The organism is Thermocrispum agreste DSM 44070, assembly GCF_000427905.1.
Classification (GTDB): Bacteria; Actinomycetota; Actinomycetes; order Mycobacteriales; family Pseudonocardiaceae; genus Thermocrispum; species Thermocrispum agreste.
Genome location: NZ_KE386603.1, coordinates 82,861 through 109,606 on the forward strand (window position 1 = coordinate 82,861; position 26,746 = coordinate 109,606).

The window sequence follows — 26,746 nt, forward strand, 5'->3', positions numbered from 1 at the left end:
AGGCCTGCTGCCTCCGGCCGATTAGGCTGCGCGGGTGACCGTTGCGCTCCTCGGACCGGCAGACATCCGCAGGCTGGCCGACGAGATCGGGCTGCGGCCGACCAAGAAGCTCGGCCAGAACTTCGTGCACGACGCCAACACGGTGCGGCGCATCGTGCAGCTGTCCGGCGTCGGCTCCGGCGACGTGGTGCTGGAGGTCGGGCCGGGGCTCGGTTCACTGACGCTTGGGCTGCTCGCAGTCGGAGCGCGAGTGCATGCCGTGGAGGTCGACCCGGCACTGGCGCAGCGCCTGCCCACGACGGTCGCCGAGCGCGCCGGTGGCGCAGCGGACCGCCTGCATGTGCTGACCGCGGACGCGTTGCGTCTTGCCGCGAGCGATCTCCCTGAGGCGCCGAACGCGTTGGTGGCGAATCTGCCCTACAACGTGGCGGTGCCGGTCGTGCTGCACCTGCTCGGCGAACTTCCTTCGCTGCGGACGGCGCTGGTGATGGTGCAGACCGAGGTGGCGGATCGCATGGCGGCAGGACCAGGCAGTCGCAGCTACGGCGTCCCCAGCGTGAAGCTGGCCTGGTACGGCACGGCGAAGAAGGTGGCTGCGGTGCCGCGAGCGGTGTTCTGGCCAGTGCCCAACGTGGACTCGGCGCTGGTGGCCTTCCAGCGCGGCGAGCCGCCCGCGCAGGTGCCTGCCGACGAGGTGTTCGCCGTGGTGGATGCGGCTTTCGCGCAGCGGCGCAAGACACTTCGTGCCGCGCTGGCCGGATGGGCGGGGTCGGCACAGCAGGCGGAGAAGCTGCTGCGGGCCGCGGACATCGATCCGGCTGCTCGAGGGGAGCAGCTGGCCGTGGCGGATTTTGCTCGCCTGGTTGCGGTGCGTGGGTAGCCGGGACAGGCACCGATCCTGCGCGGGGCCGGTAGGTCGGGACGCGGGGTCGGGCTGCGCCAGGAGCAAGCACCGACCCTGCGCGGGGCCGGTCCCTGCCGGTCAGCGGCCGCGGGCATGCCTGCCGGTCAGCGACAGCGGGTATCGACGGTGGCCGGTCACACGGGCAGCGGGTGCGGACCGCAGGGGCAGGGTTGCCGCCGGCGGGTGCGGAACGGGCGCGCACGAGCTGGCCGATCGCTCGGTCGCCGGGCACCCGCGGCTCATACTTTCGGTTGAATTACCGGCGCGGCCGCCGAAACGGAGCTCGCTTTTTGCGCTGACCAGGCGAAATCGTCCTGTTACCGGGTGCAATCGGATCACCTCGTCGAACTTCACTCACCTGGCCGTTGTGCCGCGGAAATCGGGCGACGCTGCGTCAAGATCGGCGTCCGCTGACGCGGCGATCCGTGTGATGTGGAACAAGAACGGATCGGCCGGTGTTGCCAATGACGAACGCCATCGGCTGTAATGCAAGGGCATCCATCCCGAGCGGCCGAGAGACCTGGCTCGATGACGTCGCAGCAACCACCCACCTCGGTGGGCAGGTGCTAACGCCAGGACCGATGGAGGAGTTTGGCATGTTTCGGTCTCTGTTGCTGACCAAGCGTCGCGTCGTCGATCAGTGCAAGCGCACGGTCTGTGCTTGTTGCCGCTGACGACCCTGCCACCCGTTCGTCCTCGATTCCCTTTTCGCAATCCGTTTCGCATGCGCGGAAGCGGTGTGCGTTGGGTTGCGCGGCTTTCAGGAGACCGACTTGATCATCATCGACACGATCACCAAGACCATCCCTTCCCGCGAACATCCGCCGTCCGCCCTGCGTGACGTGACATTCGAGATCCCGTCCGGCGCGATTTTCGGGTTGCTCGGCCCGGCAGGCGCGGGCAAGACCACGTTGCTGCGGCTGCTGGCGCTGCGCGAGGCGCCGGAGGCAGGCCGGATTCTGGTCGACGACCTGGACACCGGTGCGCTGACCGGCCGCAAGCTGCGTGACCTGCGGACCCAGTTCACCTTGGTCGACGACTACACGTTGCGCGCGGAGCGCACCGTGGCGGGCAATGTGGCGCTGCCGCTGGAGCAGCTGGGCCTGGACGGTGCCGCCCGCCGGATTCGCGTCGCCGAGCTGCTGGACCTGGTGGGGCTGAGTCGCGCGGCGATCAGCGCGCCGAGCGAGCTCAACGAGGGGCAGCGGCGCCGGGTGGTGCTGGCCCGCGCACTGGCCGCGCAGCCGTCGGTGCTGCTGATCGACGAGCCGACGGCAGGCCTCGACGTCGAGCAGGCCGCGGGTGTGCTTGCCGCCATCGACCGGGCGCGTGCCGAACTGGGCATCACCGTGGTCCTGGCGACGAGGCAGGCGGCCGTGGTGCGCAAGCTGTGCGACGGTGTCGCGCTGCTCGCCGACGGGCGCCTGCTTGAGGCGGGCACGGTGCTGTCGCTGCTGACCGACCAGTCCAGCTACACGGCCCACGCCTTGCTGCCGAAGGTGACGTCGGCCCCGCAGGTGGCGCGGGAGTTCGACGCCGTGGCGGACGTGCTGCTGGTCGGGCACGCCACGGTGAACACGCTGCTGCCCGCGGCCGCAGACCGCAACGACGTGCAGATCGCCACCATCAGCGGTGGCATGACGCGCGTGGTCGAGACCCCGGTGGCCCGCTACCGCATCGGCGTGCAAGGCGACCGGGCGGACCAGGCGCTGGCGTGGATTCGCGACCACGGCGGCCTGGTCGCCGTGCACACGACCGCTCCGGCCCCGGCGGCCCCGGCACGTCACGAGGTGGTCGAGCAGCTGCTGCAGACCGCCGCGTGAGTTCTTCGCCGGGCAGGCCTGTGTCTGCTGCGCGGCGATGCGGATCGGTGGCCAGCACGGCACGGGTCAGCACGGCACTGTCGCCCGTGGCGCGTGGGCAGGACACCGTGGTCACCGCACAACCCGGGATGCTCACGACTGTCGCCCGTGGCGCGTGGGCAGGACACACGCTGGGGCGGCCGGATGGTGCAGGCGTAGGCTGAGGTTCGTGCTTGCCGTGGTACCTCCCCCGGTCACCGTGCGAGTGCCGGCGAAGATCAACCTGCACCTGTCGGTCGGCGACAAGCGACCCGACGGGTATCACGAGCTGACGTCGGTCTTCCAGGCGCTGTCGCTGACCGACGAGGTCACCGTCGCGGCGGGGGAGGAGCCGGGCATCGACGTCACCGGCGAAGGCGCGGACGACGTGCCACGGGGCGCGAACAACCTCGCCTGGCGAGCGGTGCGCGAGCTGGCTGCGCACGTCGGCCGGTCCGAAGACGAGACCAAGGTGCGGGTGCTCATCAACAAGGGCATCCCGGTGGCGGGCGGCATGGCAGGCGGCAGCGCCGATGCCGCCGCGGCGCTGGTGGGCTTGGCCGCGCTGTGGCGGCTGGAGATCAGCCGCGAGGAGCTGATGAAGATCGGCGCGCGCATCGGCAGCGACGTGCCGTTCGCGCTGTCCGGCGGTACCGCGCTGGGCACGGGCCGGGGCGAACAGCTGGTACCGGTCCTGGGCAGGCACACGTACCACTGGGTGCTGGCGTTCGGCAACCGCGGCCTGTCCACGCCGCGCGTCTACGACGAACTCGACCGGCTCAGATCCGAAGGGGACCCGCCACGGATCGGCTCCCACCAGCCGTTGCTGGAGGCGCTGGCGTCCGGTGACCCCCGGCAGGTGGGGTTGCTGCTGGGCAACGACTTGCAAGCGGCCGCGGTGTCGTTGCGGCCGTCGCTGCGGCGCACGTTGCGAGCCGGCGTGGACGCGGGGGCACTGGCCGGTATCGTGTCCGGGTCCGGCCCGACGTGCGCATTCCTGTGCAGCGACGCCGATGCCGCGGTGGAAGTGGCGGCGGAGCTGGCCGGGGCCGGGGTCTGCCGCACGGTGCGCGTGGCACAGGGCCCGGTGCCGGGTGCGCGCGTGGTCAGCGCCGGCGAGCCGAGCAAACCGACCCCGCCCGAGGTGCATGCGTGAAGCAGGTGACCGAGCCCGAGGTTCGCGCGTGAGCAACCTGATCAACCTGGAGTCAGTCAGCAAGGCGTTCGGCGAGCGTGTGCTGCTGGACGGCGTCTCGCTCGGCGTCCACGCCGGGGAGCGCATCGGCGTGGTCGGCCTGAACGGCAGCGGGAAGACGACGCTGCTGGAGGTGATGGCCGGGCTCGAACCGCCGGATGCCGGCCGGGTCAGCCGGGCGCGCGACCTGCGCATGGCGGTGGTGACCCAGCGCAGCGAACTGGATCCGGACGCCACGGTCCGGGACGTCGTGCTGAAGGACTTCGCCGCCGATCACGAGTGGGCGGCCGATCCGCGGGTGCGCAGCATCGTCGACGGGCTGGGCATCGCTGCCTTTGGCTGGGACACGCCGGCCGGCACGCTGTCCGGTGGGCAGCGGCGGCGGGTCGCGCTGGCAGCCGCGCTGGTGGGCGAGCTGGACCTGGTCGTCCTCGACGAACCGACCAACCACCTGGACGTCGAGGGCATTCAGTGGCTGGCCGATCACCTGGTGGCTCGCCGCGTCGCCCTGGTGGTGGTCACGCACGACCGGTGGTTCTTGGACACCGTGTGCGAGCGCACCTGGGAAGTCGTCGACGGGCGGGTCGAACAGTACGAGGGTGGCTATTCGGACTGGATCTTCGCGCGGGCCGAACGCGCGCGGCTGGCCGCTGCCGCGGAGGAGAAGCGGCTGAACCTGGTTCGGAAGGAACTCGCCTGGTTGCGCCGGGGACCGCCGGCGCGCACGTCGAAGCCGCGGTTCCGGATCGAGGCCGCCGAGGCGCTGATCGCGGACGTCCCGCCGCCGCGCGACACGGTGGAGCTGCAGGCGTTCGCCAAGCGCCGGCTCGGCAAGACGGTGCTGGAGCTGGAGGGCGTGTCGCTGACGCTGGGCTCCCGGCGGCTGCTGGACGACGTCACCTGGCGGATCGGGCCGGGCGACCGGATCGGCCTGGTCGGGGTGAACGGGTCGGGCAAGACGTCGGTGCTCAGGGTGCTTGCCGGGGACCTGCTGCCGGAATCGGGCCGCGTGGTGCGCGGCAAGACCGTGCGACTGGCCTGGCTGCGGCAGGAACTGGACGACCTGCCGGGCCAGTTGCGGGTGATCGAAGCGCTGGAGGAGGTCGCCCGCCGCATCGTGCTGGGCAAGCGCGAGCTGACCGCGTCCCAGCTCGCCGAGCGGCTCGGGTTCCCGCCGGCGCGGCAGTGGACGCCCGTCGAGGAGTTGTCCGGCGGCGAGCGCCGTCGGTTGCAGTTGTGCCGGTTGTTGATGGCCGAGCCGAACGTGTTGCTGCTCGACGAGCCGACCAACGATCTGGACATCGACACCCTGCAGCAGCTCGAGGATCTGCTCGACGACTGGGCGGGCAGCCTCATCGTGGTGTCCCACGACCGCTATCTCATCGAGCGGGTGTGCGACACGGTGGTCGCGCTGTACGGGGACGGCGCGGTGACCAACGTGCCGGGCGGGATCGAGCAGTACCTGGCGCGGCGGCGTGACGCGCTGGCGGAGCGGAAACCGCCCCAGCGGGAGGCCGCCAAGACGCCATCGCGAGCGGCCGAGGAGCGGGCGGCGCGCAAGGAGCTGGCGCGCCTGGAGCGCAAGCTCGACACCCTGCAGGAGAAGGAGAAGAGCCTGCACGCCGCGCTGGCGGAAGCGGCTACGGATCCGGATCGCCTGCTCGAGCTCGACGCGGAACTGAAGAGCGTGCTGGCGGAGAAGGAGTCGGTGGAGCAGCGCTGGCTGGAGCTGGCCGAAGGTCTTGAATAGTCCGGACGGGTCGTGCGGGCGAGTTCGGCTCGTTGCTGATCGCTGCTGCACGCCGGTGGTGGACGAGGAGGGGGAGCTGGGTCACTGGGACGACGAGCCGGGAGTGATCCGGCTTCCGGACGGACGCAAGGTGCGCGGGACGGGCGTCAAGCGGCCGCGTGGCGACGTTCCGGCGCCGGAATTCGCGGTCTACCTGCTGGGGCGCGATCCGGGCATCACCGCCTGGCCGAACCGGTGGGTTCAGTGGGGCGACTTCCGGCTTCCCCGCGACCGCGCCGATGCCGTCGACGCGCTCCGTGAAGCACATGCGCGTGCTCCGGAGGAACGTGTCGAGATCGCCTGTGGCGCCGGGGTCGGCCGTACCGGGGCGGCATTGGCGATCCTGGCCACGTTGAGTGGTGTTCCCGCCGCGGAGGCTGTCGCGTGGGTGCGGGCGCGCTACCACCCTCGTGCGGTGGAGACGCGTTGGCAGCGTGCCTGGGTTGCCGCTGATCCGGTTGGCGCCGGGGGACGCCGCGACTAGTCCGCGACGTGGTTTTGAGAATGCGCGACAGCGCCGGCAGCCGTGTGCCGACGGACGGAATTGACCGTGGTGCAGGGTGGGCCGACCGCTGTGGGTCAGCGCTCAGCGATGTGCATGCCGCCGGAACCCAAGGTTCCGGTTACCAGAGGCCGGGTGGGGCCGGTGCGGGTTTCGATTGAACTTGGTGCAGGTGATGGGGTGGTGAAGATCAGCGGGCGCTCGCGTGGTCGGGGCGAGTGCTCGGTGTGGCCGCTGCGCCCGCTGTCGGTGGTGCACTCGGCGATCCGGCTGGTGCTCTGGGTGGTGTTGGGCGCGGCTGGGTTTCATGGACTCCCCCGGTGATGAGGGGATGAGTTTGTGTCCGGTGCGGCCTCGGGTGGCTGGCGATCGAGTTGGCCCGTGTTTCGGTTGGTGCCGGGGCTCGGCTGGCAGGCGCTTGGGTTCGTGCCCGGATGGCGCCGGAGTGCATGCCCAAGCCTCGGGGCCGGCTGACCGGCGGTCGAGAGCGCGCCCAAAGGCAGGTTTGGCCGCCGACGATCCCGGCTGGCGCCGGAAGCTCCTGGTCAGCCGGCAGCGGGGCTGGTGAGCTGGATCAGGTTGCCGCAGGTGTCGTCCAGCACCGCGGTGACCACCGGGCCCATCTCGGTCGGCTCCTGGATGAACCGGACCCCTTTGGCCAGCAGTTCCGCGTGCGCGGCCCGCACGTCGTCCACCGCGAACGACGCCGCCGGGATCCCGTCGGTGACCAGCGCCTCCTTGTACGCTTTCGCCGCCGGGTGCTGGTCCGGTTCCAGCAGCAGTTCGGTGCCGTCCGGCTCGTCCGGGCTGACCACGGTCAGCCACCGGTACTCGCCCATCGGAACGTCGTGCTTCTGCACGAAACCGAGCTGCTTGGTGTAGAACTCGAGGGCCTTGGCCTGGTCGTCGACGAGCACGCTCGTCAGGTTGATGCGGATGCTCATGGGTCCTCCCGGTCGGCCAGCCAGCGGTCGACGATCTCGCGAAGTGGTTCGGTGTGCAAGTGATGCACACGGGTGCGTCCGGAACGGTGCGAGCTGACCAGGCCCGCCTCCTTCAGCACCGCGATGTGCTGAGAGATCGCCTGCCTGCTCGACGTCACGTTGTGCCGCGTGGCCAGGCGGGCACACAGCTCGAACAGGCTTTGTCCGTCCCGCTCGGCCAGCTCGTCCAGGATCAATCGCCTGGTCGGGTCGGCCAGCGCCTTGTAGACGTCTCCCATCTCCGCCGATGATATGCAAGTAGTTACTTGCATGTAAACCCCGTCCGCCCGATCGAGCGGTGGTGGACGTCGAGCATGCTGCCGCCCGGATGCCTCGACCGAGCACAGTTCGGCCGACGACGGCGCCTCCGGCCTGGAGGTCGACGTCGCGGAAAGCCCGGACAAGAGGACATGGAGAAGCAGGTGGCTGCACCGTCACCGTCTCGGCAGGCCCGGCTGGCCAACGCGGCAGAACCCCGGCGGGTGCTCAGGCGGTGGGCAGCGGACGCGGCGGCCGCGCGGCTCACTGCCCGTGTTCGGGAAGCGACGGAGCACGCGGTCGGCGCGCGACCAAAAATCACCGAACTGGCCGTCGTGTGGCGGAAAAGCCGAGGTGAGCGGCGGTTGCCGCGGGGTGTCGATGACCATACTGGCGGGCCAGGCCAACCGACTCGCCAGTAAGGTTTCCGGTATGAGCAGGTTCGTCGACACGATGATCGCCAGCGCGACGTCGGCTGGTGGATCGCGCCGCGGAATCGTCACCGGTGAGCCGCACGAGCCGAAGCACCAGACATGGGCCGAGATTCACCAGCAGGCCCGGCGCTTCGCTGCGGGACTGGTGGCCGCGGGTCTCAAGCCAGGGCAGTCGGTCGGGGTGCTGGCTGCCGCGCCGGTGGTCATCGCGCCGACCGTGCAGGCCGTGTGGCTGGCCGGCGGCAGCGTGACGATGCTGCACCAGCCGACCCCGCGGACCGACCTGGCCGAGTGGGCGTCGGACACCGTGCGGGTGCTGCGCATGATCGGGTCCCACCTGGTGCTGCTGGGTGACCCGTTCGATCAGCTGGCGCCGGTGCTGGAGCAGAACGGCATCCGTTACGTGCTGATCAGCGAGCTGCTGGAACACGGCGAGCCGCTGGCCGAACCGGTGCCGATGAGCGAGGATGATCTCGCGCTGCTGCAGCTGACCAGCGGCTCGACCGCCGATCCGAAAGCGGTCAAGATCACCCACGGCAACCTGATCGCGAACATGACGGCGATGGTCGAACGGGCCGAGCTCGACCCGGAGACCGACGTGTTGGTGTCCTGGCTGCCGACCTTCCACGACATGGGCATGGTCGGCTTCCTCACGCTGCCGATGACGTTCGGGGTGCGGCTGGTCAAGGTCACCCCGGCGGAGTTCCTCGCCGGTCCGCTGCTGTGGATCGACTTGATCTCCCGGTACAAGGCGACGGTCACCGCAGCACCGAACTTCGCCTACGCGGTGGTCGGCAAGCGCCTGGCCCGGGAGACCGAGGACGGCAAGTACGACCTGTCCAGCTTGCGGATCGCGCTCAACGGCGCCGAGCCGATCGACCCCACGGCGGTTCGCACGTTCACCGACGCCGGTGCCCGGTTCGGCCTCGACCCGCGATGCGTGTTCGCCGCCGACGGGATGGCCGAAGCCACCCTCGCGGTGTCGTTCGCGCCGTTGTTCACCGGCCTGCAGGTGGACGTGGTGGAAGCCGACGCGCTGGAGAACGACAACCGCGCCGTGCCGGTGCCCGAGGGCGATCCGCGGCGGGGCACCGACGAGGTGCGGCAGTTCGCGCTGCTGGGCACGCCACTGCCCGGGCTCGAGGCGCGGATCGTGGACGAGTCCGGCAAGCCGTTGCCGGAGCGGCACGTCGGTGAAATTCAGCTGCGCGGCGAGTCGATCACCCCGGGGTATCTGACCGTCGACGGGCCGCTGGACCTGCGTGACGCCGACGGCTGGTTCCCGACCGGCGACCTCGGCTACTTGGCAGGCGGGCAGATCGTCATCTGCGGCCGGAAGAAGGACGTCATCATCATGGGCGGCCGCAACATCTACCCGACGGACATCGAGCGTGCCGCGCAGTCGGTGGACGGCGTGCGCGCAGGCAACGCCATCGCGGTGCGGATCGACGCCGGAACGCGGCGGGAACGCTACGCCGTCGTGCTGGAGTCGCGGCTGGCAGGCACCGACCAGGAGAAGGAGATCGCGCGGGCGGTGACCAGCCGGGTGACGGACGCGGTGGGCGTCCGGCCGTACGCGGTCGTGGTCCTGCCGCCGGGCAGCCTGCCCAAGACCCCGTCGGGCAAGGTCAAGCGGGCGGCCACGGCCAGCGAGTTCGCCAAGGAGATCAACGAAGCGTCGGCATTGGCCGGCTAGGCGAAAGAAAGGTGCCTTCCCGCGCCAAGGGTGGGCGAGCTGTGGCGGTGGTTGGCTGAGTCCGCTGCCAACGACGTCGGCTGGCTTGGGAAATGCCGATGTTGGTCTTGCCGGTCCGATGTCGGTCTTGCCGGTGAGGTGGGTGCGGTCGTGTCCGGCTGGGTGGTGCCTTCGGTACCTGCCGGCTGGGTCAGGTGCCGATATCGGCGTCGACGGGCGGGACGGATGCAGCCGATTTCGACGGCTTGGCGGGGTAGCAGTCGGCTTTCGGCTGTGTGGGTGGTGGCCTTGGCGTGGTGTGGCCGGGTGAACGCGGTGGTATCGCCTGATCTGCCGGGGGTCGGCGGCAATGACCAGCCGGGTGCGCGCAGATGTTGGTGATGCCGGGTGGGGTGGCGCGGTCATCGGCCCTGATCTCCGGCGTCAACCGGAGCGATACGTCGGACGGGATCGAGACCCGGGGTGCGCCTGGGCTTGAAGTGCGGGAGCGAAAAGCTTGTTGGCGTGCCGTGTCCGAGCAGGCGTGCCACGCCTGATTCAGTGGAAGGCGTTCTGAGCCGCGGCCAGGCCCTTGGCGACCAGGGTTTCCACCGCGTCGGCGCAGCGGTCGATGTGGAACGCCAGTTCCTTGCGCTCCACCGCGGAGAAGTCCTTGAGCACGTAGTCGGCAGGATCCATCCGGCCCGGTGGCCTGCCGATCCCGAACCGGACCCGGTAATAGTCCCGGGTGCCCAGCGACGACGACAGTGAGCGCAGGCCGTTGTGCCCGTTCTCGCCGCCACCGAACTTCAGCTTCACCTGGCCGAATTCCAGGTCCAGCTCGTCGTGCACCACGACGATGCCGTGCGGCTCGACACCGAAATAGCGCGCGGCGGCCTTCACCGGGCCACCGGAGAGGTTCATGTAGCTGCGCGGCTTCACCAGCGCGGCACTGACCCCCGCCAGGCGGCACTGCAGCAGCTCGACGCCTGACTTGTGCGCTTTGAACGATCCGCCGACCCGGTCGGCGAGTTCGTCGAGCACCAGGAAGCCGATGTTGTGCCTGGTGGCCGCGTAGCGCGGGCCGGGGTTGCCGAGGCCGGCGAGCAGAATCCGCTCGCCGGCGCCCGGCACATCGGTCTGAGTGGCCACTGTCGGTGTTCCGAAGGGTTACTCGGATGCTTCTTCCTTGGCCTCGCCGGCCTCCTCGGCGGGCTGCTCCGCGGCGGTCTCGCCCTCCATGGCCTCGGCCGTCGGGGCCTCGTTGACCACCACGACGACGGACTCCGCGTCGGTGACCAGCTGGGCACCCTTGGGCAACGTGACGTCGGCGGCGGTGATCGTGGTGCCGACCGGCGCGTCTTCCAGGTCGACCGTGAGCTCTTCCGGGATGTTCAGCGCGTCGACCTCGATGCTGAGCACGTCCAGCTCCTGCAGCACCAGGCCGCCCGGCGCCGGGTCGCCGGTGAGCACCACCGGCACGTTCACCTCGACCCGCTCGCCGCGCTGCAGGACCTGCAGGTCGACGTGCTCGATGTAGTTCTTCAACGGGTGCACCTGGATGCTCTTGGTCAGCGCCAGCTGCGGCTTGTCGCCTTCGATGTCCAGGGTCAGCACCGCGTTGCGGCCGTGCTCGCGGATCACCCGGGCGAACTCGATGGCGGGCAGCGACAGGTGCTTCGGCTCGGTGCCGTGGCCGTACAGCACCGCAGGAATCTTGCCTGCGCGGCGCGCACGCCGGGCGGCACCCTTGCCGAACTCGGTACGTTGCTGGACGACCAGCTTGATCTCTTCGGACACGGAATGCTCCTCGACACTCGGACGGTGTGTGCTCTCGGGCCCGGGGAGGAGCGCGCGTGCGCGCGGCAAGTGAAACCTCTACCGCCACGTCGATCACGCGGGGTCGAAACCCGCCTCGCCGGGGCAACCAGCTCAGTCTACGCAACGGGCACGGAACCGATCGGCCCGGGGTGCGAGCTCGCGGCGGCTGGTTCCGGGCCGTCGGTGATCAAGCCGCTCCCGCGCTCCGGTTCGGGGGCTGCGGTGCCTTTTGGCGGCAACGGGCCGTGGGGCGTGCAAGCCCGCCCACGGCGGCGGCAACGGGGCTCAGCCGCGACAAGCAGCTGGTCGTGCAAGCCTTCGACGGCCGCCGCTGAACATCCCCAGTTCCGGTGCCCACCGGTGCATCGTGCGTAGGGCATTTGGAGTGTTCGCGTGGTGGAGGCCGGTGCCCGCAGATGCCATTCAGGGTGTCGCTGCGTGTGGTCGCCGGTGCGCTGCTGCGTATGGCAGCCAGTGTGCGGTGCATGTGGCAGCCGGAGTGCCTCGCGGCTGGGCAGGTGCCGGTGAGCGCCCGTGCCCCCGCCGCCGAAGCCACCGTGCGCCGGAACGCGTGGGTGAGCCGAGTAGCCCGCGCCTGGGCAGGACAACCCGGGCGCCCGCACACCGCCGCTCGTCGGGTCGGTAGCGCCCGCGCGCCCGCAGGCGAACCACTCCCTCCGTGACTGCTGCCGGTGCCAACCCGGCTGGGGGCTACGGCTGTGCAATCCCTCTGCGGCTCTGACAGGTGCAAGCCCGCACGGCGGTTGCCGATGCAGCCCTCGCCTTCGGCGGCCGCCCGGGCAATCCCGCTTCCGCCGACGAATCAGGCGTTGCCGTCGAACAGACTCGTCACCGACCCGTCTTCGAACACTTCCTGGATGGCCGTGGCCAGCAGCGGCGCGATGGACAGCACCGTCATGCCGGGGAAGCGCTTTTCCTCCGGGATCGGCAAGGTGTTGGTGAAGATCACCTCGGTGGCCCCGCACTTGGCCAGCCGCTCGGAGGCGGGCGGAGACAGCACCCCGTGGGTGGCCGCCACGATGACCTCCTTGGCGCCTTCCTCCTTCAGCGCCTGCACCGCACCCACGATCGTGCCGCCGGTGTCGATCATGTCGTCGATGAGCACGCAGGTGCGGCCCTTGACCTTGCCCACCACGCGCTTGGCGATCGCCTCGTTGGGCCGGTCCGGGTCGCGGGTCTTGTGGATGAACGCGATCGGCCGGTCACCCAGCTGCTGCGCCCACTTCTCGGCCAGCCGCACCCGCCCGGTGTCCGGGGAGACCACCGTGACGTCCGGCTCGTAGTGCTCGCGCAGGTGCTTGATCAGCACGTTCTGCGCGAACATGTGGTCCACCGGGCCGTCGAAGAAACCCTGGATCTGCGCCGTGTGCAGGTCCACGGTCAGGATGCGGTCCGCGCCTGCGGTCTTGAGCAGGTCGGCGATCAACCGGGCGGAGATCGGCTCCCTGCCCTTGTGTTTCTTGTCCTGCCGCGCGTACGGGTAGAACGGCATGACCACGGTGATGCGCTTGGCGCTGCCGCGCTTGAGCGCGTCCACCATGATCAGTTGTTCCATGATCCACTCGTTGATCGGCGGCGGGAAGCTCTGGATGACGAAGGCGTCGACGCCGCGCACCGACTCCTCGTACCGCACGTAGATCTCACCGTTGGCGAACGTCCTGGCCACCTGCGGAGTGATCGCCACGTTGAGGTGCTTGGCCACCTCCTCCGCCAGTTCCGGGTGGGACCCGCCGGCGAAGAGCATCATGTTCTTCTTCGGGGTGCCGGACTTGGAGGTCATGATGCCTCTCCGTTCTCGGAGTCGTTGTCGGCGGACTTCTGCTCGGCGAGGGCGCGTTCGGCGGCCTCAGCGGCGGGCGTGCCCGGCCTCTTCCGGAACACCCAGCCTTCGATGTTGCGCTGCGGTGCGCCCGAGATGGCCAAGGCACCCGGTGGGACGTCCCGCCGGATGACCGTGCCCGCGCCGCTGTAAGCGCCGTCGCCGATCGTCACCGGCGCCACGAACTGGTTGTCCGCGCCGGTACGAACATGGGAACCGATGGTGGTGCGGTGCTTGTTCACGCCGTCGTAGTTGACGAACACCGTCCCGCAGCCGATGTTGCTGTACTCGCCGATGGTGGCGTCACCGACGTACGTCAGGTGCGGCACCTTCGTGCCGGTGCCGATCTCCGCGTTCTTGGTCTCCACGAACGCCCCGAGCTTGCCCTTGGTGCCCAGCTTGGTGCCGGGCCGCAAGTACGTGAACGGACCGACGTTGGCGCCCGCGCCGATCACCGAATCGCTGCCGTGCGTGCGGACCACGGTCGCTCCGGCACCCACCTCGACCCGGATCAGCGTGGTGTCCGGGCCGATGATCGCTCCCGCCCCGACCGTGGTGCCCGCCTTGAGCTGCACATTCGGCTCGATGACCACGTCCTGACCCAGCTCGACGTCCACGTCCAGCCACGTCGTCGCCGGATCCACGATGGTGACCCCGGCACGCTGCCAGCGCTGCACGATGCGGCGGTTGAGTTCCGCGCCGAGCGCTGCCAGCTGGACCCGGTCGTTGACTCCTTCGGTCAGCCACGGGTCCTCCACCACCATCGCGGAGACCCGGCGGCCGTCCGCGCGGGCGATGCCGACCACGTCGGTCAAGTACAGCTCGCCTTGCGCGTTGTCGGTCGACAGGCGCTGCAGGCCGTCGGCAAGCACCGCCGCGTCGAAGGCGTAGACCCCGGAGTTGATCTCCTTGATGGCCAGCTGCTCAGCGGTGGCGTCCTTGTGTTCGACGATGGCCTGCACCGCCCCGCTCTCGTCCCGCAGCACCCGGCCGTAACCGGTCGGGTCGTCCAGCTCGGCGGTCAGGATGGTGACCGCGGCGCCGGTCGACTCGTGCTGCGACAGCAGCGCGGCCAGCGTCTCGGTGTCCAGCAGCGGGACGTCACCATAGGTGACCAGCACGGTGCCGGTCAGCCCGGACGGCAGGGAATCCAGCGCGCACTGCACCGCGTGGCCGGTGCCGTTCTGCTCTTCCTGCACCGCGGTGCCGATGGTCATGCCGAGCGCGTCGGACACCGACTCGAGGTGTTCGCTCACCGCTTCCCGGCCATGGCCGACGACGACCACGAGGTTGTCCGGCTTCAGTCCGGCGGCGGCGCGGACGGCGTGCTCCACCAGCGGCCGTCCGGCGATCGGGTGAAGCACCTTGGGAATGCTGGAACGCATCCGTGTGCCCTCGCCCGCGGCGAGGATCAACGTGGTGAGGCTGGAGGTCACGGTTCTCCCAGTGCGATACGTGGTGGGCTCGTCGCGACAGCCGATCCTACGGGGCTTCGGCGCACCGACCGGACCCAGGCGGATCGCTATACGTCTTCACCTGGTCATTCTCTCTGCTTTCCGGTGCGACGCCACCGAACAGCGTGTTCGCCGTCACGGTTGCGGCACTCGCTGCGCTCCAGCGCACCGAATGGCGTCAACCGCGTCGACCGCGCCATGTCAGCTGACCGCTTCGGCGCCGTCTTGCATGGCGGAGACGACCTGATTGCCGCCGTTGCGCTTCGCCTCGTACATCGCGGCATCGGCCCGGGACAGCACTTCGTCGACGTTCTCGGTCGGCGCCATCGAGACCAGCCCGACGGACAGCGTGACGCCGTGGGACAGGTGGCCGGGCAGGTCCGCCACGGCCGACCGGCAGCGGTTCATCGCGTTGGCCGCCGCCGATGCGGGCGCGCCGGGCAGGAGCACGACGAACTCGTCACCGCCGTACCGGGCGACGAAGTCCCCACCACGCAGCGCGTCCCGCAAAGTGCTGGCGATGACCCGCAGGACGTCATCACCTTCCTGATGCGACTTGTTGTCGTTGACGCCCTTGAACCCGTCCAGGTCGATCAGGGCCACCGCCAGCGGCTGTGCGGACGCATCACCGGACAGCTGGCGGAGCCGCTCGTCGAGGGCACGGCGGTTGGGCAAGCCGGTCAGCGGATCCTGCAAGGCCGCCTTGGCGATGGCGCCGTGCTGCGCGGAGAGCCGCTCGTGCTTGCGCCGGGTTTCCAGGGCGGCAGCCTGGGACTCCCGCAGCGCCCACAACTCGGCCTCGAGGGACTGCACGTAGCTGACGACCGTCTGGGCCACCCGGCCTGCCGTTTCGATACGCGCCAGCTCCCGGTCGATGTTGAGCTGGGTGGAGGTCGGTGCGTTCATGGCCCGGGCTTCCTCGCGCGCCGCGACCAGCACTTTCATGGCTTCGTCGCGCGAGCCGTCGACTTCCAGGCAGCGCGCCAGCGCGATGGCCACCAGCACGGTTTCCTGGCCGGACGACGGCTGAGCGAGCAGCCTGCGCAACCTGGTCACGTGCTCCTGACCTGGCTTTTCGAACGCCACGGCGGCGGCGACCAGGCCCACCTGCTCGATCGCCGGCTCGTCCCGCTTGCGGAACAGCGAATCGGTGAACGGCTTCTCGACCTCGCGCGCCACCGAGGCGGCCATGCGGAACTTCTGCCTGGCGAGGTCCTTCTTCCGCACCCGCTCCAGCCGCAGCGCCCAGGCCAGCAGCATCTCGATGAAGTTGAGCAGGTGGATGGTGATCTCGTGCGGGCCCGCGCTCTGCAGCAGCGCGCTGTGCGAACGTGCGGAGACCTCCTCGGCGGTCTCGTACAGGCTCAGTTCGGACAGCACCTGCCAGCAGTCGATCAGCGCACGGACCAGCGCCCGCTCCGTGTCGCGGTCGCCGGCGTGGGCGTCGTCGGCCGGGGGATCGTCCAGCACCGCCAGCGCACGGGCGATTTCCGTGACCGCGGCGTCCTGCTTGCCTGCCAGGATGAGCCGGCGGGCTTGCAGGGCGTGCGCCCCGGCGCGATGGATCGGCATGCCGTTGCGCCTGGTGTGCGCGAGCAGCTCGTCCAGCAACGGCTCGGACGTCGCGCACCGGCCGCGGGTGGCCAGCCGTGCCAGGGCAGCGCTGCGCAGCAGGTCGGCGATCATCAACGGGTCCCCCCGCCGCTTGGCCTCCTGCAGCAGGACGTCCAGCTCGTCGATGATGCGCAGCTGCTCGGCGCGCTCGCTGGTCTGCACGGATGCGCGCAGTTCCCGCGCCCGGCCGACCAGCCAGGCGTTGGACATCGTCGACACGGACGGGCGCGGTCTCGGGCGCGCCGCCTCGGGCGCGCTCACGCGCAGGGAAGCTCCGCCGCCAGGACTCGAACCTGAACCGTCAGAACCAAAATCTGAAGTGCTGCCCATTACACCACGGCGGATCGGTAGGGGTTTTCCGTCTACCCCTCCTGGTGACATTGTGCACGGCCGCTCAAGGCCGGTGGGACGAGGGCCAGCACATCCGCGTGTTCGTCTGTTGAGGGGCTTGTCATGTCGATCTGGTTTGCCCGCCGGTGCCGTGGGGTACCGTAACCTACGGAACCGTAGGTAGCAGGAATCAGGAGCGGGCTCATGACGGTTACTGCCGGCAAGACCAACGCCGAGCCCTCGACGACCGACAAGCTCAAGCAAGGTCCGAAGCCGATCATCTCGGGTCGGCGTCCGGTCAAGGTGCAAGTGGCCGTCTACATCGGCGTGATCGCGCCGATGCTGGCGCTCGTCGCCGCTGTGCCCCTCGCCTGGGGATGGGGCCTGACCTGGGTGGACGTCGGATTGTTCGTGGCGTTCTACTTCATCGGAGCGGCCGGTGTCACGGTCGGGTACCACCGCCATCTGACCCACGGGTCGTTCAAGGCCAAGCCGTGGTTGCGGGCGGCACTGGCGATCGCGGGCAGCACGGCGATGCAGGGCCCGCCGCTGATCTGGGTGGCCGACCACCGTCGCCACCACGCCTACTCCGACCGCGAGGGGGATCCGCACTCGCCGTGGGCGTTCGGGGAGACGCCGCTGGCCATCGCCAAGGGTTTCTGGCACGCCCACATGGGCTGGCTGTTCGACCGCAACGTCACCAACATCGACCGTTTCGCGCCCGACCTGCTCAAGGACAAGACCCTGGTGCGGGTGGACAAGCTGTTCTGGCTGTGGACGCTGCTGAGCCTGGCGCTGCCCGCGCTGCTCGGCGGCTTGATCACCTGGTCGCTCTGGGGCGCGCTCACCGCGTTCTTCTGGGCCGGTCTGGTGCGCATCTGCGTACTGCACCACGTCACCTGGTCGATCAACTCGGTGTGCCACATGATCGGTGAGCGCCCGTTCAAGGCCAGGGACCGGTCGGCGAACTTCTGGCCGCTGGCCATCCTGTCGCTCGGCGAGTCGTGGCACAACCTGCACCACGCCGACCCGACGTCCGCCCGGCACGGCGTGAAACGGGGCCAGATCGACATCTCGGCGCGGATCATCTGGCTGTTCGAAAAGCTCGGCTGGGCGTACGACGTTCGCTGGCCGACCAAGCAGCGGCTGGCCCGGCTGGCCGTGAAGGGCTGATCACGGTGGACGGCCGCTCGGCGGATAGCCTGGCGGCATGGCACGGCGGTCGAAGCGGACGAGCGGGGCCCAGCGGCAATCATCGGCGGCTTCGGTGCCTCGCGTGCGCATGACCGGCACCGAACGCCGGCAGCAGCTGCTCAACGTCGCCAAGGCGTTGTTCGCGGAGAAGGGCTTCGACGGCACGTCGGTGGAGGAGATCGCCCAGCGTGCCGACGTGTCGAAGCCGGTGGTGTACGAGCACTTCGGCGGCAAGGAAGGGATCTACGCCGTGGTGGTCGACCGGGAGACGCAGACACTGCTCGACCTGATGGTCAGCAGCCTGGACGCCGACCATCCCCGGACGATGCTGGAGCAGGCCGCGGTGGCGTTGCTGACGTATGTCGAGGAGTCCGAGGGCGGATTCCGCATCCTGGTGCGGGATTCGCCCGTGGTCACCTCGACCGGTACGTTCTCCACGCTGCTCAACGACATCGCCAGCCAGGTCGAGCACATCCTCGGGCAGCAGTTCTCCGCCCGTGGGTACGACCGCAAGCTGGCGCCGCTGTACGCGCAGGCGCTGGTGGGGATGGTGGCGCTGACCGGGCAGTGGTGGCTGGATGCGCGCAAGCCCAAGCGGGACGAGGTCGCCGCGCACCTGGTCAACCTGGCGTGGAACGGCCTGTCGAGGCTCGACCCGAAGCCCAGGCTTCAGCTCGACGACTAGTCCCGCTGGTCCACGCTTGCCGTCCCGGGTTGGCCGGTGGACAACGTCCGGCGTGCGAACTCGACCACTTGTGCGCGCATGAGTTGGTGGCGGGTCTCGGCGCTTTCGCCCTCCAGGAGGAAGCGTGCGAGCTGGGGCATGGTGTGCGCCCAGCAGGCGAGCCCGATGAGCACCATCAGCGTGGCCGCTGTGTGGTGGTCCGCGGGCCTGCCGAGTGCCTCGGCCAGTGCCTCGACCTTCTTGCGGTAGCTCGGCTGGCGCGAACTGCTGTCGAACGGTCGGTCGCCGTAGTGCAGCGCCTCCCACAGCATGAGCCGGAGCAGGGTCGGGTGCCGACGATGGAAGTCGTACAGCCGGCCGACGTACTCGGCGAGATCGCCCTCGGGCAGGCCGATCCCGTCGGCGTGCTCGGCCATCGCTTGCGTGACCACAGCCTGGAACAAGGCTTCCTTGCTGCCGAAGTTCGCGTAGATGCGCTCCTTGTTCACTCCGGCGGCTGCCGCGATCCGGTCGACTCTCGCCCCGGCGATGCCGTGCGCGGCGAACTCCTCGCGCGCTGCGGCCAGGAGACGCTCCCTGGTGGTGCGGGACCTCGTTGTGGCCATGCCTGCCAGCATAGCCGGCCAACCAACCAGACGGTTGACATCCAACTAGTTGGTTGGCATCGTGGGGGACGTGCGTTCACCTCACGACGTGTTCTCACCGCAACGGGAGACGCAGCGCTGGGTTCCCCTCGGGCGCATGCTGCCGATCTTCGTGGGGACCTCTGTCGTCGGCGTCGGCCAGACCTACACCGTCATCCCGCTGATGCCGGCCATCGCGCGCGACTGGGGAATCGCGCTGTCGGCCACGACATGGTTGGCGACCGGCTTCAGCCTCAGCTTCGCGATCGGTTTCCTCTTCGCGGGCCCGGCAGCGGACCGGTACGGGCCGCGCAAGGTGATCCTCGTCGGCCTGCTGGGGGCCGCGTTCTCGACGCTGCTCGTCACCTTTGCCCAGAGTCTGCCCGCCGCCGTCGCGTTCCGCTGTCTGCAGGGCGTGACGGTGGCCGCGATCGGCCCTACCGCGACGGCCTACCTCGCGGAGCACGCCGATCCGCGTCGCCGACCGGTAGCGCTCGGCGCGATGAGCAGCAGCGGACTGGCTGCGGCCGTGGTGATGCAGGTCGCGGCCCAGGCTCTTGCTCCGGCGGGCTGGCGTGCGATCTTCGTCGCTTCGTCGGCGGCCATGCTGTTGCTGTTCGCTGCCGTGCTCATCCGCCTGCGCGCTGACACCGCGGAACGCGCGAACACCATGACGACGGCGTTGCTCAGCGTGCCGAGGCTGTTGGCCCGTCCCCGGCTGCTCGCGCTGTATGCCGCGACAAGCACACTGTTGGGAAGTTTGGTCATCGTCTACACGGCGATCGAGATCGCCGGTCCGCCCGCCGTGGCGGACAACCCGACGGCACTCCTCGTTCTCCGCGCCAGCTCGCTGCCCGCTGTGGTCGTCGCGCCCTTCCTGACCGGTATGGCCACCCGGCTCAGCCCCCGCACCAAGGCGGTGCTCGCTCTGCTGGTGGCAACGCTCGGCGCGGCCGCGGCGGGCCTGGTCGGCGGGAACGTGATCCTCCTCGGCCTGGCGCTGCTGCTGCTCGTCGGCGGAATCGCCGTCGCAGCGCCCACCATCCTCGAGTTGATCCACGCAGCCGCGCCCGACGCGATCGGCACAGCGATCGCCCTCTACAGCGCGGCGCTGTTCGTCGGCACGAGCCTCGGACCGCAGATCGCCGGCCTCGCGACGGCCGGGGGCTTCGCCGCAGCGGCACTGACCGGAGCGGCCCTGCTCGTCGTCGGCGTCCTGACCATCTGTGCAGCCGCAGGTCGCAGGCGAGCGGTGCGCGACGCCCCACCGCCGAGCCGTGCGAAGACGCCGAAACGCTGAACGGGGCAAGAGCCGGCTGCGGGCCACCCGTACCGGGCCGTCCGCCGGCTAGCCCGCTGTCACCCGCAGGATTTCGTCGTCCTCGCCGTCGTCGGTGCTCACGTACAGGGCGCCGTCCGGCCCGAGCCGGGCGGCCCGCAGCCTGCCGTGCGTGCCGTCCAGTTCCTCGGGTACCGACACCGATTCCACTTTCTCCCCGGCGTCGTCGAGCCGCAGCAGGAACATCTTCTGCGCCTTCAGTGCCGTCACCGCAAGCAGCCCCTCGAGCTCGCCCCACTGCTCGCCGTCGAGGAATTCCGCCCCGCACAGGGCCTCGGTGTGGTCGCCGGTGGTCCACAGTGGGCGGACGGCGTCCGGGAAGCGTTCGGTGTCGGTCATCGACACGCTTTCGTCGTAGCTGTCGACGGTGCCGCCCTGCGACGGATCCCAGCCGTAGTTGCCGCCGAGCTTCATGCGGTTGACCTCGTCGTCGACGTCCGGCCCGTGCTCGGCGGTGAACACCTGGTCGGTGCCCGGCCGTAGCGCCACACCCTGCACGTTGCGGTGCCCGTACGTGGCGATCCGGCGGGTGTTGGGGTCGGAGCTGTCGGCGAACGGGTTGTCCTTCAACCCCTCACCGGTCTTCGCGTCGACGCGCAGCACCTTCCCGCCGAGGCCCTTCTTGTCCTGCGGATTCGTGCCCACGGCCGCATCGCCCGTGCCGATCAGCAGCTCCCCGTCGGGCCCGTACTCCAGCCGGCACCCGGAATGCCGCCCGCTGTCGTTGAGCGGGATCCCGGTGACCAGCGTTCGCGCCTTCGACGCCGACCTGCCGTCCTCGGCCAGCTTCCACGTCACCACGCGCACGTCGACCGGCTCGCCGCCCTCCTGGTAGGCGTGACACACGGTGAACTCGCGCGTCTTCTCGAACTCCGGGTCGACGACCAGGCCCATCAAGCCGCCTTCGCCGACCGCGTAGACATCGGACAGGTCGGCCTCGACCTGGGTCCGCTGCGCTCCCGGCTTGCCGCCGGACAACAGGGTCAGCCGGCCGGGCCGCTCGGTGACCAGCAGCTCGCCGCCGGGCAGGAATCCGATGTCCCATGGGTGCTCGAACCCCGCGGCGACCCGCTGCACCCGCAGGCCCACGGGCTGCGCGTCTTCCGGCGGCGGTGGGCTCTGCGCCTGCTGCACCGGCGCGCCGGTGCACGCTGCGGGCAGCACGGCGAGCGCAGAAAACACCAGCGCGGGCACGATCCTGGTCATACCGACCATCATGCCCGCGCTGGTGTCCGGTTCGTGTGACCTCGCCGGGAAGCAGCCCGAGGTCAGCAGGCTGGGACTACTTGCCGCCGTCGACCTTGTCCGGCTCGACCCGGAGCACGTAGTCGTTCTCGCCGCCCGCGGTCGTCAGGTACAACGCGCCGTCCGGGCCGATGCGAGCCGCACGCAGCCGCTTGTAGGTCCAGTCCAGTTCCTTCGGCACGTCGACAGCGGTGATCTTGCTGTCCTTGCCTTCACCTTCGACGGTCATCAGGAACAGCTTGGAACCCTTCAGCGAAGTGACCGCGAGCTTGCCTTCGAGCTCGCCCCACTGCTCGCCGTCGAGGAAGACCGCTGCACACAGTGCTTCGGTCGGCTCGCCGGTGGACCACTTGGCGTCCACTGCGTCCGGGAAGCGTTCCTTGTCGGTCATGTCGACTTCGAGCTCCAGCGAGCCGTACTGGCTGTCGTCGGTTTTCTCGCCGCCCTGCGACGGGTCCCAGCCGTAGTTCTTGCCCGGCTGGATCAGGTTGATCTCGTCGTCCCGGGTGGTGCCGTGCTCGGCGGTCCAGATCTCCTTGGTGCCCGGCCGCACCGCGACACCCTGCACGTTGCGGTGGCCGTAGCTGATGACGCGCTCGGCGTTGTCGGTCTTGGCCGAACCGTCCGCCACGAACGGGTTGTCCGGCAGCGCCTTGCCGGTGTTCCAGTCGACCCGCAGTACCTTGCCGCCGAGGCTGTCCTTGTCCTGTGCGGCGTCGAGGTCGTACCCGTCACCGGTGCCGATCAGCAGCTCGCCGTCCGGGCCCACGGTCGGCCGGCAGCCGACGTGCTGACCGGTCGGGCCGAGCGGCAACCCGGTGATCAGGTCCTTGACCTTCGTCGCAGACTTCTCGTCCTCGCTCAGCCGCCAGGTGATCAGCCGGATGTCCTGCGGCTTGCCGTCGGGCGTCTGCGTGGTCTGGCACAGTGTGAACTTCCGGGACTTCTCGAAGTCGGGGTGCAGCACCATGCCCAGCAGGCCGCCCTCGGCCTTCACGTACGGTTCCGGCAGATCGATCTCGACGTCGGTGACCGTGGTCTGGCTGGGGTCGGTGACGTCGGAGATCTTCTGCCCCTTCTTCTTGGGCGCGACGACCGACAACGTGCCCGGCCGCTGCGGGACGAGCAGGTTGCCGCTGGGCAGGAACCCGATGTCCCAGCCGACCTTCAGTCCCTCGGCCACCTCGGTGACCTTGATCTTCCCCTGCGAGTGCGTGCGCTGGTCGCCGGGGATCGCCCCAGGCGGAGGCTCCTGACTCGACGCGCCGTCCGAGCAGCTGGCGAGCAGCACGGACAGGCCGGCGAGTACGGCTGCAGTCACGCGGAGGCGTCTCATGGGGCGAGTGTGTCAAAAGGGTCGAAAGCCGCCCGCACCCGGGTGTGTCGGGGGTGGTACGTACCCTGTTGAATCGTGCTCTCCGGCTTGTTGTCCGCCGCCCTGTCCACGCCCGGCCTGCGCGCAGTCGTCGACCGTGCGGGGGCCGCTGAGCTCGCTTTGCAGGGTCCGGCGGCCGCGCGGCAGCTGGTGGTGGCCGCGCTGGCCGCGGAGCAGGCGGCAGGGGGAGCGGAGCGGCCGGTGCTCGCGGTGGTGCCGACCGGCCGCGAGGTGGACGCCTTGTCCGCGGCGCTGGCCGACCTGCTCGGGCCGGACCGGGTCGCCGCCTTCCCGTCCTGGGAGACCTTGCCGCACGAGCGGCTGTCGCCGCGTGCCGACACCATCGGCACGCGTCTGCAGGTGCTCCGGCGGCTGAAGTACCCGGGGCCGGAGGGGCCCCTGCGGGTGGTCGTCGCCGGTGTGCGCAGCCTGATCCAGCCGATGGCTCCCGGGCTGGCCGACCTGGAGCCGATCGAGTTCGCGCCCGGCGAGGAGCACGAGTTCGACGCCATGATCAACCGGCTGCTCGAGCTCGCCTACACCCGCGTGGACCTGGTGGAAAAGCGCGGCGAGTTCGCCGTGCGAGGCGGCATCCTGGACGTCTTCCCGCCCACCGCGCCGCACCCGTACCGGGTGGAGTTCTGGGGCGACGAGGTCTCCGAGATCCGCATGTTCGCCGTCGCCGACCAGCGCTCGCTGCCCGAGCCGGTGGATCGGGTGGTGGCGGCGCCGTGCCGGGAGCTACTGCTGACCACCGAGGTCAAGGCGCGGGCGGCCGCGCTGCGCGTCGAGCACGAAGCCGACGCGGCGCTCAGCGAAATGCTGGAGAAGCTGTCGCAGGGCATCCCGGTCGAGGGCATGGAAGCGCTCATCCCGGTGCTGCTCGACGGCGAGCTGGAGTTGCTCACCGACGCGTTCCCGGCGGGCACGCACGTGGTGCTGGCCGACCCGGAGCGGATCGTGGCCCGCGCGCACGACCTGGTGCGCACCGGCCAGGAGTTCCTGGAGGCATCCTGGTCCGGCGCCGCGGCCGGTGGCCAGGCCCCGATCGACCTCGGCGCGTCGGCGTATCGCGACCTGGCCGAGATCGAGCAGCACGCCAAGGCGACAGGCCGATGCTGGTGGACGCTCAGCCAGCTGACCACCGACGTCGGCGACGTGATCGACACCGGTGTGCAACCGGCCCCGGGATATCGCGGTGACTTTCCGAAGGCGGCGAAGGACCTGCGGGCCCACACCGCCTCCGACGGGGCAGCGGTGGTGGTCGTCGCGGGCGCGGGCACAGCGGCGCGTGCGGTGGAGCAGCTGTCCGCCGAGGACGTGCCCGCCGCGCTGGCCGAGAGCATCGGTGAGCCGCCGCCTGCCGGGGTCGTCACGGTCACCCGCGGCACGCTCACCGAAGGCTTCTCGCTGCCGTCGGCAGCGCTGGCCGTGCTCACCGAGTCGGACATCACCGGCCGCGGCGCAGTGGAAACGGAAGCCGCCGTCAAGATGCCGTCGCGGCGCCGCAACGCGGTCGATCCGCTGGCGCTCAAGCCCGGCGACTACGTGGTGCACGAACAGCACGGCATCGGCCGCTACGTCGAGATGGTGCAGCGCACGGTCGCCGGCGCCACGCGTGAGTACCTGGTGCTGGAGTACGCCAGCTCCAAGCGCGGCCACCCGGGTGACCGCCTCTACGTCCCGACCGATCAGCTGGACGCGATCTCCCGGTACGTCGGCGGTGAGCAGCCGACGCTGAACAAGCTGGGTGGCTCGGACTGGAAGAACACCAAGGCCAGGGCGCGCAAGGCGGTGCGGGAGATCGCCGCCGAGCTGATCCAGCTCTACGCCGCACGGCAGGCGTCGCCGGGGCACGCGTTCGGCCCGGACACGCCGTGGCAGCGGGAGCTGGAGGACGCCTTCCCGTACACCGAGACGCCGGATCAGCTGGCGGCGATCGAGGAAGTCAAGGCCGACATGGAGCGCGGCGTGCCGATGGATCGGGTGATCTGCGGCGACGTCGGCTACGGCAAGACGGAGATCGCCGTGCGGGCGGCGTTCAAGGCGGTGCAGGACGGCAAGCAGGTCGCGGTGCTGGTGCCGACCACGCTGCTGGCGCAGCAGCACCTGGCCACGTTCACCGAGCGCATGAGCGCGTTCCCGGTGACGATCAAGGCGTTGTCGCGGTTCACCGACGACACCGAGGCGGAGGCGATCCTGGCCGGCCTTGCCGACGGCGAAGTGGACATCGTGATCGGCACCCACCGGCTGTTGCAGACCGGCGTCCGTTACAAGGACCTCGGCCTGGTCATCGTGGACGAGGAGCAGCGCTTCGGCGTCGAGCACAAGGAACACATCAAGGCGCTGCGCACCCACGTCGACGTGCTGACCATGTCGGCGACCCCGATCCCGCGCACCCTGGAGATGTCGCTGGCCGGCATCCGGGAGATGTCGACGATCCTGACCCCGCCGGAGGAGCGGCACCCGATCCTGACCTACGTCGGCGAGTACGACGACAAGCAGGTCGCCGCGGCCATCCGGCGCGAGCTGCTGCGCGACGGCCAGGTCTTCTACGTGCACAACCGGGTTCGCAGCATCGACAAGGCGGCCAAGCGGCTCGGCGAGCTGGTGCCGGAAGCGCGCATCGCGGTGGCGCACGGCCAGATGAACGAGGACCGCCTGGAGAAGATCATCGAGGGCTTCTGGCGGCACGAGTTCGACGTGCTGGTCTGTACCACGATCGTGGAGACCGGCCTGGACATCGCGGGCGCCAACACGTTGATCGTGGAGCGGGCGGACCTGCTCGGCCTGGCCCAGCTGCACCAGCTGCGCGGCCGGGTCGGGCGTCGTCGTGAGCGCGGCTACGCGTACTTCCTCTACCCGCCGGAGGTGCCGCTGACCGAAACCGCGCACGAGCGGCTGGCCACCATCGCGCAGAACACCGAGCTGGGCGCGGGCATGGCGGTGGCGATGAAGGACCTGGAGATCCGCGGAGCGGGCAACCTGCTCGGCGCCGAGCAGTCCGGGCACATCGCCGGTGTCGGCTTCGACCTCTACGTGCGGCTGGTCGGCGAGGCCGTGGACGCGTTCCGCCGCTCGGCGGGCGCGGAGCCCGCCGACGAAGAGCCGGTCGAGGTCAGGGTGGACCTGCCGGTCGACGCGCACATCCCGCACGACTACGTCACCGGCGAGCGGCTGCGTCTGGAGGCGTACCGGAAGATCGCCGCCGCCAGCCAGCAGGACAAGGCCGACGCGATCACCGAGGTCCGCGAGGAGCTGATCGACCGCTACGGGCAGCCGCCCGCCCCGGTGGAGCGGCTGCTGGCGATCGCCGGGCTGAAGCAGGTGTGCCGGGCGGCGGGCGTCACCGAGGTCTCGCTGCAGGGCAACAACATCCGGTTCGCGCCGATGAAGCTGGCGGATTCCCAGCAGGTGCGGCTCAAGCGGCTGCACCCGAAGGCCATCTACAAGGCGGCCACGTCCACCGTGTCGGTGCCGCGGCCCACCGAAGGCCCCGCAGGTGGCCGGATCGGCGCCCCGCCGCTGCGCGACGACGCGCTGCTGGAGTGGTGCGTGAAGTTCGTCCAGTCGATCACCGGCTGACCGGTTCTCGCCGGTCGCACGCTGCGCATCCGGCTGCCGCGGCCACTTGAGGTGGCGGGT

General features: G+C 70.0%; 20 protein-coding genes, 1 tRNA gene and 1 riboswitch. Of the genes, 10 read left to right on the forward strand and 11 right to left on the reverse strand.

Annotated features, from left to right (window positions below):
* Nucleotides 1-34: 34 nt before the first annotated feature.
* From rsmA to YWY_RS0110630, 5 genes are all read left to right on the forward strand, one after another.
* Entirely contained in the window at nucleotides 35-880 is an 846-nt protein-coding gene (rsmA, locus tag YWY_RS0110610) for a 16S rRNA (adenine(1518)-N(6)/adenine(1519)-N(6))-dimethyltransferase RsmA (protein WP_028847578.1), read from the forward strand.
* Between the two features lie 519 nt (nucleotides 881-1,399).
* Nucleotides 1,400-1,492: riboswitch (SAM riboswitch) on the forward strand.
* Nucleotides 1,493-1,677: 185 nt separating this feature from the next.
* Nucleotides 1,678-2,727: an ATP-binding cassette domain-containing protein gene (locus YWY_RS21445; RefSeq protein WP_084609269.1), complete on the forward strand. Its 1,050-nt coding sequence runs from the start codon at nucleotides 1,678-1,680 to the stop codon at nucleotides 2,725-2,727.
* A 217-nt stretch (nucleotides 2,728-2,944) separates the two neighbouring features.
* On the forward strand, nucleotides 2,945-3,901 hold the full coding sequence (locus tag YWY_RS0110620; protein WP_211227543.1) for a 4-(cytidine 5'-diphospho)-2-C-methyl-D-erythritol kinase: 957 nt from the start codon (nucleotides 2,945-2,947) through the stop codon (nucleotides 3,899-3,901).
* A gap of 28 nt (nucleotides 3,902-3,929) precedes the next feature.
* On the forward strand, nucleotides 3,930-5,690 hold the full coding sequence (locus tag YWY_RS0110625) for an ABC-F family ATP-binding cassette domain-containing protein (protein WP_028847580.1): 1,761 nt from the start codon (nucleotides 3,930-3,932) through the stop codon (nucleotides 5,688-5,690).
* A 58-nt stretch (nucleotides 5,691-5,748) separates the two neighbouring features.
* On the forward strand, nucleotides 5,749-6,213 hold the full coding sequence (locus YWY_RS0110630) for a protein-tyrosine phosphatase family protein (protein WP_245566639.1): 465 nt from the start codon (nucleotides 5,749-5,751) through the stop codon (nucleotides 6,211-6,213).
* Between the two features lie 563 nt (nucleotides 6,214-6,776).
* Here the strand turns inward: YWY_RS0110630 and YWY_RS0110640 are convergent.
* Both YWY_RS0110640 and YWY_RS0110645 read right to left on the reverse strand, forming a co-directional pair.
* A complete protein-coding gene (locus tag YWY_RS0110640) occupies nucleotides 6,777-7,175 on the reverse strand; it encodes a VOC family protein (protein ID WP_281168984.1) in 399 nt (132 codons plus the stop codon).
* Nucleotides 7,172-7,453 (reverse strand): ArsR/SmtB family transcription factor, encoded by a 282-nt coding sequence (locus YWY_RS0110645; protein ID WP_028847583.1) that lies wholly within the window; start codon nucleotides 7,451-7,453, stop codon nucleotides 7,172-7,174. Before YWY_RS0110645 ends, YWY_RS0110640 begins: the two co-directional genes overlap by 4 nt.
* Nucleotides 7,454-7,904: 451 nt before the next feature.
* Between YWY_RS0110645 and YWY_RS0110650 the strand changes: the two genes are divergently transcribed.
* The gene (locus YWY_RS0110650; protein ID WP_028847584.1) at nucleotides 7,905-9,602 is read left to right on the forward strand and encodes a fatty acyl-AMP ligase; all 1,698 of its coding nucleotides are present in this window, start codon (nucleotides 7,905-7,907) and stop codon (nucleotides 9,600-9,602) included.
* A gap of 537 nt (nucleotides 9,603-10,139) precedes the next feature.
* Here the strand turns inward: YWY_RS0110650 and pth are convergent.
* The 6 genes from pth to YWY_RS0110680 form a co-directional block, all read right to left on the reverse strand.
* Nucleotides 10,140-10,733 (reverse strand): aminoacyl-tRNA hydrolase, encoded by a 594-nt coding sequence (pth, locus tag YWY_RS0110655; RefSeq protein WP_028847585.1) that lies wholly within the window; start codon nucleotides 10,731-10,733, stop codon nucleotides 10,140-10,142.
* Between the two features lie 18 nt (nucleotides 10,734-10,751).
* Entirely contained in the window at nucleotides 10,752-11,381 is a 630-nt protein-coding gene (locus YWY_RS0110660) for a 50S ribosomal protein L25/general stress protein Ctc (RefSeq protein WP_028847586.1), read from the reverse strand.
* A gap of 844 nt (nucleotides 11,382-12,225) precedes the next feature.
* Nucleotides 12,226-13,203, reverse strand: coding sequence for a ribose-phosphate diphosphokinase (locus YWY_RS0110665; RefSeq protein WP_028847587.1), 978 nt, complete (start codon nucleotides 13,201-13,203; stop codon nucleotides 12,226-12,228).
* On the reverse strand, nucleotides 13,200-14,678 hold the full coding sequence (gene glmU / locus YWY_RS0110670) for a bifunctional UDP-N-acetylglucosamine diphosphorylase/glucosamine-1-phosphate N-acetyltransferase GlmU (protein WP_028847588.1): 1,479 nt from the start codon (nucleotides 14,676-14,678) through the stop codon (nucleotides 13,200-13,202). The genes YWY_RS0110665 and glmU overlap by 4 nt, the downstream gene beginning before the upstream one ends.
* A gap of 219 nt (nucleotides 14,679-14,897) precedes the next feature.
* A complete protein-coding gene (locus YWY_RS21450) occupies nucleotides 14,898-16,520 on the reverse strand; it encodes a GGDEF domain-containing protein (RefSeq protein WP_245566640.1) in 1,623 nt (540 codons plus the stop codon).
* Nucleotides 16,521-16,582: 62 nt separating this feature from the next.
* Nucleotides 16,583-16,654: transfer RNA gene (locus tag YWY_RS0110680), tRNA-Gln, on the reverse strand.
* Nucleotides 16,655-16,844: 190 nt separating this feature from the next.
* Here YWY_RS0110680 and YWY_RS0110685 point away from each other — a divergent pair.
* Nucleotides 16,845-17,813: an acyl-CoA desaturase gene (locus YWY_RS0110685; protein WP_028847589.1), complete on the forward strand. Its 969-nt coding sequence runs from the start codon at nucleotides 16,845-16,847 to the stop codon at nucleotides 17,811-17,813.
* A 109-nt stretch (nucleotides 17,814-17,922) separates the two neighbouring features.
* Entirely contained in the window at nucleotides 17,923-18,519 is a 597-nt protein-coding gene (locus tag YWY_RS0110690; RefSeq protein ID WP_028847590.1) for a TetR/AcrR family transcriptional regulator, read from the forward strand.
* Here the strand turns inward: YWY_RS0110690 and YWY_RS0110695 are convergent.
* Nucleotides 18,516-19,124, reverse strand: a complete 609-nt coding sequence (locus tag YWY_RS0110695; RefSeq protein ID WP_028847591.1) for a TetR/AcrR family transcriptional regulator — start codon at nucleotides 19,122-19,124, stop codon at nucleotides 18,516-18,518. The genes YWY_RS0110690 and YWY_RS0110695 overlap by 4 nt on opposite strands.
* A gap of 136 nt (nucleotides 19,125-19,260) precedes the next feature.
* On the opposite strand from YWY_RS0110695, the gene YWY_RS21455 reads away from it, so the two are divergent.
* Nucleotides 19,261-20,442: an MFS transporter gene (locus YWY_RS21455; RefSeq protein ID WP_051310149.1), complete on the forward strand. Its 1,182-nt coding sequence runs from the start codon at nucleotides 19,261-19,263 to the stop codon at nucleotides 20,440-20,442.
* A gap of 48 nt (nucleotides 20,443-20,490) precedes the next feature.
* Here the strand turns inward: YWY_RS21455 and YWY_RS0110705 are convergent, their stop codons facing one another.
* Together YWY_RS0110705 and YWY_RS0110710 are read right to left on the reverse strand one after the other, a co-directional pair.
* Nucleotides 20,491-21,687, reverse strand: coding sequence for a PQQ-dependent sugar dehydrogenase (locus YWY_RS0110705; protein ID WP_028847592.1), 1,197 nt, complete (start codon nucleotides 21,685-21,687; stop codon nucleotides 20,491-20,493).
* A 76-nt stretch (nucleotides 21,688-21,763) separates the two neighbouring features.
* A complete protein-coding gene (locus tag YWY_RS0110710) occupies nucleotides 21,764-23,062 on the reverse strand; it encodes a PQQ-dependent sugar dehydrogenase (protein WP_028847593.1) in 1,299 nt (432 codons plus the stop codon).
* A gap of 75 nt (nucleotides 23,063-23,137) precedes the next feature.
* Between YWY_RS0110710 and mfd the strand changes: the two genes are divergently transcribed.
* Entirely contained in the window at nucleotides 23,138-26,686 is a 3,549-nt protein-coding gene (gene mfd, locus YWY_RS0110715; protein WP_156899197.1) for a transcription-repair coupling factor, read from the forward strand.
* Nucleotides 26,687-26,746 lie beyond the last annotated feature (60 nt).

Excerpts from the sequence above, each read along its gene's own strand:
- YWY_RS0110690 (WP_028847590.1), top strand. The coding sequence starts at position 17,923 with ATGACCGGCACCGAACGCCGGCAGCAGCTGCTCAACGTCGCCAAGGCG.
- YWY_RS0110695 (WP_028847591.1), bottom strand. The coding sequence starts at position 19,124 with ATGGCCACAACGAGGTCCCGCACCACCAGGGAGCGTCTCCTGGCCGCA.
- YWY_RS21455 (WP_051310149.1), top strand. The coding sequence starts at position 19,261 with ATGCTGCCGATCTTCGTGGGGACCTCTGTCGTCGGCGTCGGCCAGACC.
- YWY_RS21450 (WP_245566640.1), bottom strand. The coding sequence starts at position 16,520 with ATGTCCAACGCCTGGCTGGTCGGCCGGGCGCGGGAACTGCGCGCATCC.
- YWY_RS0110640 (WP_281168984.1), bottom strand. The coding sequence starts at position 7,175 with ATGAGCATCCGCATCAACCTGACGAGCGTGCTCGTCGACGACCAGGCC.
- YWY_RS0110645 (WP_028847583.1), bottom strand. The coding sequence starts at position 7,453 with ATGGGAGACGTCTACAAGGCGCTGGCCGACCCGACCAGGCGATTGATC.
- YWY_RS0110705 (WP_028847592.1), bottom strand. The coding sequence starts at position 21,687 with ATGACCAGGATCGTGCCCGCGCTGGTGTTTTCTGCGCTCGCCGTGCTG.
- YWY_RS0110650 (WP_028847584.1), top strand. The coding sequence starts at position 7,905 with ATGAGCAGGTTCGTCGACACGATGATCGCCAGCGCGACGTCGGCTGGT.
- YWY_RS0110685 (WP_028847589.1), top strand. The coding sequence starts at position 16,845 with ATGACGGTTACTGCCGGCAAGACCAACGCCGAGCCCTCGACGACCGAC.
- YWY_RS0110710 (WP_028847593.1), bottom strand. The coding sequence starts at position 23,062 with ATGAGACGCCTCCGCGTGACTGCAGCCGTACTCGCCGGCCTGTCCGTG.
- YWY_RS0110665 (WP_028847587.1), bottom strand. The coding sequence starts at position 13,203 with ATGACCTCCAAGTCCGGCACCCCGAAGAAGAACATGATGCTCTTCGCC.